Raw genomic sequence first — 11,920 nt, 5'->3', positions numbered from 1 at the left:
AGGAAGGCCCGGTTTTTTTGTAATAAATCAACCAGTGACTAGTAATTTATACTTGCTTCTTCTTACTCCACCCACTGCAGCGCAACGGCTACATCAGCAAGTACAGGTTCTAACTCAAGCAGCAAGTCTCCGGAAGTACCCAACGTTATGGTCTTACTCATCAGGACACAGCCTGCTGAGGTATCCCAGGTGGTTAAAGTATAAGTACCGGCTACCATACCCGGTAGGGTTACCGAAACAGGAAGCGGTGCGGCTCCCGTGTTCATAGTTCCGTCTTTTTTCAGGTTGTGCTGCCGCAGCAGCCATACTACGGCCTGCTTTTCGTCGGCACAAGCAAAAGTCGCAAAGGCCGGCTCACTCACCCGCACCTCCTCGTTCAGGTTCTTTCTCCGGAAAGTGGTCCAGTCCAGCAGCTTCACGAAGGCAGCCATACTTTTCTGGGCGCGCCGCATGCCATGTGTAAGTGTGTGCGGATGGCGGTTAGGCCAGCGCATGCCCCCTCCTGCCCCACCAGAGGCTAAATGCGCCCACTGCATGTGCCGGAAATACTCGTCATCCCAGTACTCCGGCAAAGTATACTTCTTGTCTTTGAACGTATGAATAGGCCCGTGCTCGCTGTCGAAGAAAGGACGGTTGTCCTGCAGGTGCTGCAGGGCCTCCCGCGTCAGCCGGCCTGTGCAGATTGCGGAAGCCACCGTATCCTTCGGATGGTTGATGGTATCGGTGTCGTAGAAGTGCGTGCTGGCAAAGTCGAGCAGCGGGTGCCGGAAAATGGCATCGGCTACGTCAGGACGATCGTTCAGCACAGGCCCGTAAATCGAGACTGTTTGTGGACGTGAGCGACCATATAACCGGAGCTCCGTATCCCGCACATGCGTGCTCAACTCACTGATAAAATCAGTGAACACATCGGTGCGGTCGCCGGCATGGGCCGGGTGTATTTCGTTCCAGAGGTCCCAGGCAAAAAGCACCCCGCTGCCGCCCCAACGCTCGATCACGAAGGTAAAGCGGTTCTTGATGGCAGCCATCGTATCGGGGCAGGTAAGCCAGCTGGAACGCCTGGCACAAGGGCCTCCGTTTTTCTTGTTATAGGGATGATACTTCCACCGGATCCACATCCAGAAGGTATCTACGGGTGTGAGCAGGATACGCAGGTTATACTTGGCGCACAGGGCAAACAGGTCGTCCCAGAGGCGCACCATGTTGGGTGCAAATTTACCGGCCGGCCGCTCGATGTAGCGGTTTTCCGTCTGGGCATATTCCAGCATGAAGCGCAGGCAGGTAACCCCATGCTGCGCCAGCCACGCCAGGTGCCGCTCTACCTGCGCCAGGTCTTTCCGGCGAAAGGCATTGGCAAAATCAGGCCAAGTAATGGCATCGTTCTGCCCGATGGGCGTCCAGCTCTCCCCGTGCTCGGTTATAAAGTAGGGTGCATCGGGGGCAACCCGGATCCAGGGTAATTCGGTGTTCATGCCCAAAATTACGTTCTGGTCCGCACTTGCCGAAATTTCCTTTCCCGCCTGCAGCAGCACGCTGCTTGAATCATTGCCGGATGCCTTTTCCTGTGCTGTTCTCCCAAATTGTTTTTCTGCCCGGTCAGTGAGTTCCATTTTTGCTAATGCTTACTCCAACATCTTTTAGCTTTACACCATTTCCGTTTAACCTGATCTGGACTCCATCCAGCAACTCTATTTTCTCCTCCTGCCCCGATAGCTTTTTGAACAGCGTAAGCGCTTGTGCTACTACCTGGTCCATGTTGTAGTACTTGTAGGTGGCAAGCCTGCCTACAAAGTGCACGCCCGGCGTGGCATCCGCCAGCTTCTTGTACTGGTTGTAAATGGCGGCATTCTCAGGGCGTGGAACCGGGTAGTACGGATCGCCTTCGGCCTGCGGGTACTCGTACACCACGCTGGTTTTGTGGTGCTGCTGGCCTGTGAGGTACTTGAATTCGGTCACGCGCGTGTAGGCGTGCTCGTTCGGGAAATTGACCACGGCTGTAGGCAGGTGCACCGCCTTATCCAGCGTTTCGTGTTTGAACTCCAGGGAGCGGTACGGCAGCTTGCCATATTTAAAGTCAAAGTACTCATCCACCGGTCCGGTATAGATCATCTCCCTGAACGGGATCACGTCCAGGATGTCGTGGTAATCGGTGTTGAGCATGATCTTGATGTTGGGGTGGGCCAACAGCTTTTCGAACATGCAGGTAAAGCCGTGCAGCGGCATGGCCTGGTAGGTATCGGTAAAGTAGCGGTCGTCGCGGTTAGTGCGCACCGGCACCCGCGAGGTTACCGACTTATCCAGCTCCGAGGGATCCATGCCCCACTGCTTGCGGGTATAGTTGCGGAAGAACTTCTCGTACAGTTCGCGGCCTACTTTGCTTACCACCACATCCTCCGAGGTACGTACCGGAGTTACTTCTTCGGCCACGGATTTGAAAAAATCATCTACTTCAAAAGAGGTCAGGCTGAGCCCGTAGAGTTTGTTGATGGTGTCGAGGTTAATGGGCATGGGCACCAGTTGCCCGTCTACGCTGGCCAGCACGCGGTGCTCGTACGGCCGCCATGCCGTAAACAGCGACAGGTAATCGAACACCTCCTTGGAGTTGGTATGAAAGATATGCGGCCCATACCTGTGTACCAGGATGCCGTCTTCGTTATAGTGGTCGAACGCATTCCCCGCAATGTGCGGACGCTTATCGATGATGAGTACTTTCTTATTCAGTTGCGAAGCCAGGCGCTCGGCTACTACACTTCCGGCAAAACCAGCCCCTACTATCAGATAGTCGAACATATGCTTACATTAATTAGGTGAGTACTGGAGGCCGACTAAAGAGACTGCTTCTTTTTCTTATAAAGGGCATTAGCCATCAGCTCTGCCATGCTGCGCCAGGTCTGGTCCCACGACATGTTTGCCATAAAACCGTCTACAGCTGCCTGCCATTGTTCGTCTTCCTGCTGGGCTAACGCTTCTTCAATGGCTTGCACAAACTCATCAGCAGTGGCAGCGATATGCACCAAACGTGCTTCTCCGTAAGGGCGCACCACGTCGCGGATAGGAGTAGAAACCACCGGTTTGCCGGCAGCCAGGTATTCGGGTGTTTTGGTTGGGCTGATGAATTCGGTTGACTCGTTGATGGCAAAAGGCAGCATGGCTACGTTCCAGCCGCTCAGGTAAGCCGGCAGTTCTTTGTAGGTTTTGCCACCCAGGTAATGCAGGTTAGGGTGCTGGGGCAACGTAGACGGATCAATTTTCACAACTGGACCGATCATGACGATCTGCCATTCCGGTTTTGCTTCTGCCAGGGCGCCCAGCAGTTCGATGTCCATGCGCTCGTCTATCACTCCGAAAAAGCCGATGCGCGGCTGCGGAATGGCGGCCTGGTCGGCTGGCTCCTGTAATGGCTTACGTGCCTGCGCAAAATGGTCTTTATCGATGCTGCTCGGAAATGCATGCGCATGCGGGTGTTGCTTTTTCTTGGCCTCGTACAGGCTTTGGCCACCGGTAAACACCAGGTCGGCTTTCTTAAAGAGTGCCTGTTCCAGTTCTTTCAGGCGTGGGGGCGCAAAGCGGAAAGCAGCCAGTTCGTCCATGCAATCATACACGGTAAGCACCGGCTTAAAATGGTCTGTAAAACTCAGGGCCATGGGTGTGTAGTACCAGAAAAGATAGCGCTCGACTAACTGTTCCTTAAACAGTTGATCGAGCAGGATGCGCTGCGCTGCTTCTGCCTGCTCCGGCGACGTACCGTGTGGCAGCTGAGGCACAACAAGCTGTACGTTACCTTCACGTTCTGATACCTGCAGGTGTGGCTCCCGGCAATCTACGTACACGGGCTCCTCTACAAAGAACAAGCGGCCATGTTTGGCAAAGCGTGAGAGCAGGTGCTGCGGGCGCTGGTACACAAAATCCCAGCGCAGGTGCGAAAGGCAGATTACGTCCGGCAGGTTTTGTATAAATTCATTTACATCTATGGTTATGGCTGATTTCTTTACTGATTCAACGGGAGTGCTGGGGGTTCCTATGGTACTGCTTTCTCCGGATGATTCCGGCACAAAAGATTCAGGTTCTGAGTTCGTTTTAAACATAGTTCTACATTAAAAGATATTGTGTTTTGTGCAAATCCAGGAGGCGGTTTAATCCTGGCTTCCGGGGTTTCGGGCAAGTCTCTGTACTACGTGGCTGGGTCTCCAAATAGTAAAATATTAATACGGATTAGTCTACGTGTTTACACCTAATTATTGTTTCGGGCACTATATACTTATACTCTGAAAAGAAAACATCATAAGAAGTGTACTCCTCATTTCTACTAAATACAGCTGATAGTTAAATCCCTGTACAGGAAATTGGATTGAAATAATGCCTTCAAAACACTTGGATTCCGCAGATGAAGGCAGATCTGTGCACAGGAATTTTGTACTTATTTTTTGATGCGTAGAACTACGTACCCACCCCTATACGCAGTTAAAAGTCCTATTCTATACACTGAATATCAGCACCATACTTCAAAGCACGTTTTCTTCACGAACGGCATTGCAGCATTAATACCCACCTCTACTTTGACCTTACCAACTATAATTTTGGCAGGAGCGTAAACAAAGCTGTAGTAACATCACCCTACTTTTATACAGACTTATGAAAAAATTTGCAATAGCTATACACGGCGGAGCTGAAAGTGTAAAACCATCAGAATTGGACAAAGAGAAAGAAGAGAAGTATAGAGAAGGCCTGGCAGCAGCTTTGAAAGCTGGTTATGAAGTACTGGAGAAAGGAGGTACAGCACTTGATGCCGTAGAGGCTGCCGTGATGAGTATGGAAGAGAACCCAGCGTTTAATGCCGGCCGCGGAAGCAGCCTAACTCAGCGCGGTGAAGTTGAATTTGATTCTGCCATAATGGATGGTAAAACGTTGCGTGCTGGCGCAGTCGGTGCTATCCGCTATGTTAAGCACCCGATAAGCCTTGCGAAAGTGATTCTGCAAAAATGTGATCACGCCTTGCTGGTAGGCTCCGGTGCCGAAGAATTTGCCCTGCGCCAGAAGCTGGAACTGATGGACCCGGAATATTTTGTAACACCCGAAAAAGACAAAGCCTGGCGCGATAAACAGCAGAAAGGCTTGAAGAAAAAACATGAAATGGTAGGCTCCATGGCAGACACCGTAGGCGCAGTTGCCTTAGACATGGACGGCAACCTGGCAGCTGCCACCTCTACCGGGGGGCTTACCGATAAGATGAAAGGCCGTGTAGGAGACTCGCCGGTTATTGGCGGCGGTACCTTTGCCAATAACGAAGTATGCGCCGTTAGCTGCACCGGCGAAGGCGAAGTGATCATGCGCGGTGTGTTGGCGCACGAAGTATACGCTATGCTGAAGTATGGCCGCGAGTCGCTGCAGGCAGCAGCCGAAAAGGCAGTACATTTACACGACGACCTGCTTCAGGGCGACAAAGGACTGATCGCAATGGACACTGAAGGCAACGCGGCTTTTGCCTTTAACACCGGCTTTATGAAGCGCGGTTTCTGGCAGGCGGAAGGAGAGCCTTTTGTGGCACTTTGGGAGGATGAGAAAGAAAATCCTGCTGCACCAGCAAAAAAGAAAAAGAAGACCGCTAAAGCGAAGAAATAGAAGGCAACACTGAGAATACCCGTGATACTATAACTCATGGTTCCGGGTTGTAAAAGCAGCCCGGAACTACCCTCAAAATTAACAAGCATACTTTTAGATTTTTATGCCTACGCATGACCGCTATTTCAAAGCAGAAGATTTTCTGACCAGCCTGGATACTGCCAATTTATCCGGTGCCGAACTGGCAAAGAAGCTAGAGGACGAAATAAACAGAAATGAAAGATTGAAGATCGCTCTTGTAGACGAAGAGCTAAACACAAACCCGGAATCTGTGGTGCTGATCGTAAATGACATTGATTCGTACGTTTTTGTGCTCCAGGAAGTGCTCGCAGGTCTGAAAGCTGACAACTTTTCTAACGAAGTACTCTCTTCCGCCCGTGTCAGCCAGATCCGGAATCAGATCCTCCGGCTCATCAGTAAGGATATCTGACGTTAAGCTGGCTGTTTATACTTTCTTACCGCTTCAGCGCTGCCTATACTTGTTCCGTGCCGGAAAGATGCCGGAGATTTTATACTTTTGCTGCCCCTACCCGGCAAGAGAACAGCAGGACACGTGAGCAAGAAAGACAATAAATCAGAGCAGCAGCAAATACCAGCAGCCCCAGCACCTAAAACGAGTAACGGCATTGGCATGCGTAACGAACGCTCGTTGCATGCGGCCCTGAAGCAATGGTATGCCCAACCTGAAGATCGGTTTGAAGTACCTCTCGATGGTTTTGTGATTGACCTGGTGCGCGGCGATGACCTGGTAGAGATACAGACGCGAAATTTCTCTGCCATCCGTGGCAAACTGCAGGAGCTCGTACAAAAGTATAAAGTGCACGTGTTGCATCCGCTAACCATAGAAAAATGGGTGGTGCAGGTAGATAAGAAAGGTACCGAAATGCTCTCCCGCAGAAAGTCGCCTGCCCGCGGAAACCTGCTTGACCTGTTCGAGGAAATGGTGCGCATACCGGAGCTTATCAACCACCCGAATTTTACGATAGAGTTTCCGCTGATACGCGAGGAAGAAGTGCGTTGCAAAGATGGAAAAGGCAGCAAACGCCGCAAACGCGAAAGTATAAAAGACCGCCGCCTGCTCGATGTGATCGAAAGCAGGGTGTTTACCTGCAACCAGGACTTCCTGACGATACTGCCACCCACGCTGCCGCAACCGTTCTCAACCAAATGCTTGTCTGCAGCCCTCAACCTGCCCCTGCACCGCTCACGTCAGATCACCTACTGCCTCCGCAAAATGGATGCGATTGTAGTTGTTGGCAAAAGAGGGAATGAGTTGCTTTATGAATGGTAGTTTATATTTCTTGATTTCCTTTTCTGTCATTTCGAGCAGAGCGAGAAATCTGCTATAGTAGAAATTTATACTTACAGCTTTTGTTTATACTTTAGGCAGACAAGCCTTTGCTTCGTAGCTACTTTTCTTCCTAAGTCTTATACTTCCATACTTTCATAGCTGCTTTTGGTGCGCTCACGGCCGCGGGGCCTCGTCCTCGGGCATCGCGCTAGGAGCTTTTCCTTTGCTCCTGCGTCGCAATGCCTTGCAGGCACCGGAAAAACTCGCATAGGCGCTCAACCCAAGGACTGGAAACGATACTGCTTCGTGAGCGGCTATGCAACCGGAGCCAAGTCCCCCTTTGAAGGGGATAGGGGGATGACCTGCAGCAGCTATGAAACCTATACTTCCGATGCAGCAAACAACAGAACTCCCCTCCTTAGACAAGGAGGGGTTAGGGGTGGTTGGACAACGGCAGCAATGAAAGTATAACCTCAACTACATCAAAGACCAATTCCCCTCCCGGGAGGGGTCAGGGGTGGGTTTATCCTGGTCATCTACTATATCCTGAAATCCTAATTCTACCAATAACACTGCGGCTACAGAGACGCTCGCAGGAGCTGCGTACGCTGCGAGGTCTTAACCTATCCCCCTTCCACCAAGTATACTTGTGTTGATTTTACACAAACGACACAACATGGAACAACGGCAGGTATACATTGGCACTTCGGGATGGCACTACAAACACTGGATGGGCAACTTCTATCCGCCCGGGCTAAAGTCGAAGGACTTCACCAATCACTACCTCCGCTTTTTCCGCACCGTCGAGATCAACAACTCGTTCTACAAACTGCCCTCAGCCGAAACCTTTGCCAACTGGCGCGCCTCTGTGCCCGATGATTTTGTGTTTGCCGTGAAAGGAAGCCGCTTCATCACGCACATGAAAAAGCTGAAAGATCCGCAGGAAAGTATACACCGCTTCTTTCAGAATGTGAATGCGCTGGAAGAAAAGCTAGGACCGATACTTTTCCAGTTGCCGCCGGGATGGAGCGTGAACGAAGAACGATTGGCAGCTTTCCTGGCAGTGCTGCCACCTTATTACCGCTATACTTTCGAGTTCCGGCACCACAGCTGGTACACGCCCGCTATTTATGAACTACTCCGAAAGTATAACGCTGCCTTTTGTATCTATGAACTGGAGTACCACATGTCGCCGCTGGAGGTAACTGCTGATTTTGTGTATGTGCGTCTGCACGGACCGGAAACAAAGTATGCCGGCAGCTACTCCGAAAGCGCCCTGCAATGGTGGGCTGATAAGTGCCTGGAATGGCAGCAGCAGGGGCTCGATGTGTACGTGTATTTTGATAACGATCAGTTGGGGTATGCAGCCTTTAATGCCATGCGCCTGCAGGAGCTGGTAAAGGAACGATCAACTTCCATAGTATAGTTATAAATAATTGAGCAAATTGGCTCATTTAATTGTTACTACCTAGTAAGACCTGTTCCAAAAAAGAAAGAAAGGTTTATGTAAGCTTATGTGGTGCGAGTATCTTTACCGCACCAACATGATTTAAGATCAAGTATAAAAATGGAAAGAATAACAACAGATATATGCATTGTCGGGGCGGGCCCTGTAGGCCTGTTTGCTGTGTTTGAAGCTGGTCTGCTGAAAATGCGCTGCCACGTTGTGGATGCCCTGCCAACTGTAGGCGGCCAGTTGGCCGAGATTTACCCTAAAAAACCTATCTACGATATCCCGGGCTTCCCGGAGGTGCTGGCCGGCGACCTGGTCGATAACCTGATGAAACAGATTGAGCCGTTCCACCCTACTTTTACGTTGGGCGAGCGTGTGGAAAAACTGGAGAAACAGGAGGACGGTTCCTTCAGAGTAGTAACTTCTGAAAACACCGAGATCTTCTGTAAAGTGGTGGTGATTGCCGGCGGCCTGGGATCCTTCGAACCAAGAAAACCAGCCATCGAGCAGCTTGAAAACTTCGAAGGCAAAGGGGTAGCCTACATGGTGAAAGACCCGGAGAAATTCCGCAGCAAACGTGTGGTTCTGGCAGGTGGCGGCGACTCTGCCCTCGACTGGACTATTTTCCTGTCTGGTGTGGCCGAAGAACTGACCTTAGTACACCGTGGCACAAGCTTCAGGGGCGTGCCAGAGTCGGCGGAGAAAGTAGTAAGTATGGCCGAAGAAGGGCACATTAAGCTGCTGCTAAAATCCAACGTAACGGAGGTGCATGGAAACGGCAAACTGAACGCTGTGACCGTGATGATTGACAACGAAACACCGTACACCATCGAGGCTGATTACTTCATCCCATTGTTTGGCCTGGTGCCAAAGCTGGGCCCGATCGAGGACTGGGGTCTGGAGCTGGAAAAAGGCGCCATCAAAGTAAATACCTTCGACTACTCCACCAACATCGAAGGGGTGTACGCCATCGGTGACATCAACACGTATCCGGGCAAGCTCAAGCTTATACTTTGCGGTTTCCATGAGGCGGCCCTGATGGCGCAGAGTGCGTACAACATCATCAACCCGGGCAAAAAGTATGTACTCAAGTACACTACCGTAAACGGTATACAGGAACTGCAATAATGGAAGACGCGATAAACATACACGTAGAGCTGCACGACGGCAGCCGCGTAACGCTGGAGGCTCCCACAGACATGGGCCTTTCGGTGATGGAAGTAATGAAGGCAAATGAACTGGATGTGCCGGCTATCTGCGGCGGCATGGCCATTTGCGCGACCTGCCACGTAGAGGTGCTGCAAAGCAATGAGCTGCCCGAGCCCAACGACGACGAAGCCTACATGCTGGAAACACTGCCACATGCCACTCCTACCAGTCGCCTGTCTTGTCAGTTGAAAATCACGCCTGATCTGGACGGGTTGGTAGTAAGGTTAATGCCGGAAGCGTAAGCAGAACGATAGATTTAAAGTATAAACGCCATACCTGAAAAGGTATGGCGTTTTTGTTTTATGCTTGATGATCTTAATCTTTTAAAAACTTATATTAGTGAATAGTTATATTTACTAGATGATAGATACCTCCGCACATAAGGCAGATAAGCGTAGGTTGACGTTTATCCAGTAGTTGGGTGTAAGTATAAATAAAGAATGGATTTACTGATAGAAGATGGCTACTATTTGTCTGATGGCCACAAATATACTGATTGGCATGCAGGGCTTAAATTTGAAAGTACAAACTACATAGCTTTTTGGTTTAAGAAAAATAATGTCGTCAACTATGCTGCAAAAGATGGAATAACAGTATTCGATAAAAAGGAATTCGTTTCTGAAGGAGAATATGACCTTAATGATAATAAGGTTACAATCTATATTGATAAAGGGGGCAAGTTCGAAGTAAAGCGAATATTTATTGTTATTCAAAAGGGGCAGATAATGGATGAAAACGACGATATCTACGATTATAAATTTTGGAATGAGAATGCCGGCACCCAACAATGCCTAAACCACACCAAGGCGTGATTTAGCCTAAATCCGCTGTGCAAAATTTAGAACATGAAAAAAATTTATCACTTGGTGGCTATTGTTTCTGTTATACTAATGTCATGCAGCAAAAATGATTCACTATCATTAGAGCTAGAAAGTTATCATGAAGGTCACGAATTGCCTCCCTACGAAAGACCGAATTACATCTCTGAATGGGCAAGCAACATAGCACATAGTGAAAGCAATTGCGCTGATTCTCTTCTTTTCCTAAGCGAGTTAGATGTACTTGTTCTTGAGTGTGACTCATTTTTTGAAAGAGCGCATTACTCATATACAGGAGACACACTTAAGATACAAATATTAGAGCCTGTATGGGATCAAGATGACGTAGGGAGAATGGACACAATTTCCGAATGGACCCTTGTTAAGCATGACGAAGAACTGACTATGGCATCAATAAAGAATAAGAAGGACAACAAATGGATAGAAGTCCCAGCAGAAGGGTATGATAGCAATAGAAGGTTTAAAAAATTAAAATAACTCTGCACAACCCAGTTCAGCCTTAACCCTTGCTCCGCTACAGGCTTCGGCTGCACCAGCTCGTTGCACGCAAGCATTATTAAAAGATGATTAAACTATCAAAACTCTTATTAGGACTTTCATTATTTAGTTGTTCTATGGACCAGGAAAAACTGCCAGAAAGGTACGTGGGGCAGATTACACAAAACGACTACGAAATAATCATTAAACACTCTAAGAATTTTCTTCAGGAAAAAGGAACGATTAAAAAAATTGAAGATGGAGTTATATACGTAGTGTTGAATGACGATTCGGATAATGTTAACCAATTAGCACTTGACAACCTTCTGCGTAGTTGCAAGCAAGAAGACGACAAAGCTAAGTGGAGAGAGATTATCGTTGACCATTTTACAAGATTGACAACAAAGGTTAACTTAGACAGGTCCGATTTTGATAAATGTCGAGACTTGATAGCAATAAGGATTTACCCAGAGTATGAGGAAAAAACTAAAGCGCTGATGATCTTCAAAGTTGATTTTCCTGGTACGATGTCGACACTAGTTCTTGATTTGCCAGACAAATATGAGTCTATTGACGAGGAAACCATTGACCTATGGCGAGTTCCCATTGATTCATTATTTTATATAGCGCAAGAAAATGTTAACAAACGAGATGGTATAGAAATAAGGGAAGCTAAGGAAACAGAGACAAAGAGAGTTTATTCATTTTTCAGCCCAGACCACTCTGCGAGCTACATTCGTGACATCAAGAGAAATGCGGATTTTGCAATTGGTGAATTTGGAGCCTTCGTGGCGATACCAACAAGGGGATCAGCTTTTGTGATTCCAATTGAAGACAAATCTGCAATTGAAGCTTTAGATAAATTACGCCCAACAATCAAATTGTTCTTTGATGAAGACCCAGGCAGCATCACAGCTGACATTTTTTGGTATTACAATGATAGGTTCGAGCTAGTTGAAGTCATCAATGATGAAATAGTTTTACCACATGAATTAAAGACAAAGATTTGAGTAGAAAATGTCAGTGCATATA

Annotated in this window: 12 protein-coding genes; 9 read left to right on the top strand and 3 right to left on the bottom strand. The window is 48.7% G+C overall.

Annotation, left to right across the window (positions count from 1 at the left end):
- Positions 1-62: 62 nt before the first annotated feature.
- From MJ611_RS13255 to MJ611_RS13245, 3 genes are read right to left on the bottom strand one after another with little or no spacing between them, the layout of a single operon-like run.
- Positions 63-1,610, bottom strand: coding sequence for a glycoside hydrolase 5 family protein (locus MJ611_RS13255; protein ID WP_250430297.1), 1,548 nt, complete (start codon positions 1,608-1,610; stop codon positions 63-65).
- Positions 1,597-2,790, bottom strand: coding sequence for a UDP-galactopyranose mutase (glf, locus tag MJ611_RS13250; RefSeq protein ID WP_250430296.1), 1,194 nt, complete (start codon positions 2,788-2,790; stop codon positions 1,597-1,599). Before glf ends, MJ611_RS13255 begins: the two co-directional genes overlap by 14 nt.
- 35 nt (positions 2,791-2,825) lie before the next feature.
- Complete coding sequence (locus tag MJ611_RS13245; protein WP_250430295.1) at positions 2,826-4,085, bottom strand: glycosyltransferase family 1 protein; 1,260 nt, start codon at positions 4,083-4,085, stop codon at positions 2,826-2,828.
- Between the two features lie 547 nt (positions 4,086-4,632).
- Here MJ611_RS13245 and MJ611_RS13240 point away from each other — a divergent pair.
- The 9 genes from MJ611_RS13240 to MJ611_RS13200 all read left to right on the top strand — a co-directional run bounded on the left by MJ611_RS13240 (position 4,633) and on the right by MJ611_RS13200 (position 11,898).
- Entirely contained in the window at positions 4,633-5,619 is a 987-nt protein-coding gene (locus MJ611_RS13240; RefSeq protein WP_250430294.1) for an isoaspartyl peptidase/L-asparaginase family protein, read from the top strand.
- Between the two features lie 103 nt (positions 5,620-5,722).
- Complete coding sequence (locus MJ611_RS13235; RefSeq protein WP_250430293.1) at positions 5,723-6,049, top strand: hypothetical protein; 327 nt, start codon at positions 5,723-5,725, stop codon at positions 6,047-6,049.
- A gap of 87 nt (positions 6,050-6,136) precedes the next feature.
- Entirely contained in the window at positions 6,137-6,910 is a 774-nt protein-coding gene (locus tag MJ611_RS13230) for a PX domain-containing protein (RefSeq protein WP_250430292.1), read from the top strand.
- Between the two features lie 676 nt (positions 6,911-7,586).
- Positions 7,587-8,336, top strand: a complete 750-nt coding sequence (locus MJ611_RS13225) for a DUF72 domain-containing protein (RefSeq protein ID WP_250430291.1) — start codon at positions 7,587-7,589, stop codon at positions 8,334-8,336.
- A 141-nt stretch (positions 8,337-8,477) separates the two neighbouring features.
- Entirely contained in the window at positions 8,478-9,491 is a 1,014-nt protein-coding gene (locus MJ611_RS13220; protein ID WP_250430290.1) for an NAD(P)/FAD-dependent oxidoreductase, read from the top strand.
- Complete coding sequence (locus tag MJ611_RS13215; RefSeq protein WP_250430289.1) at positions 9,491-9,814, top strand: 2Fe-2S iron-sulfur cluster-binding protein; 324 nt, start codon at positions 9,491-9,493, stop codon at positions 9,812-9,814. The genes MJ611_RS13220 and MJ611_RS13215 overlap by 1 nt, the downstream gene beginning before the upstream one ends.
- 198 nt (positions 9,815-10,012) lie before the next feature.
- Positions 10,013-10,384 carry a hypothetical protein gene (locus tag MJ611_RS13210; RefSeq protein WP_250430288.1) on the top strand — a complete coding sequence of 124 codons (372 nt, stop codon included), beginning with the start codon at positions 10,013-10,015 and terminating at the stop codon, positions 10,382-10,384.
- Between the two features lie 33 nt (positions 10,385-10,417).
- Positions 10,418-10,888, top strand: coding sequence for a hypothetical protein (locus tag MJ611_RS13205; RefSeq protein ID WP_250430287.1), 471 nt, complete (start codon positions 10,418-10,420; stop codon positions 10,886-10,888).
- Positions 10,889-11,025: 137 nt separating this feature from the next.
- Entirely contained in the window at positions 11,026-11,898 is an 873-nt protein-coding gene (locus MJ611_RS13200) for a hypothetical protein (protein WP_250430286.1), read from the top strand.
- Positions 11,899-11,920 lie beyond the last annotated feature (22 nt).

Origin of the sequence: Pontibacter ruber (genome assembly GCF_023630205.1) — a bacterium.
Lineage (GTDB): Bacteria > Bacteroidota > Bacteroidia > Cytophagales > Hymenobacteraceae > Pontibacter > Pontibacter ruber.
Note: the sequence above shows the minus strand (reverse complement) of the source record. Positions and strands in the feature narration are given on the sequence as shown.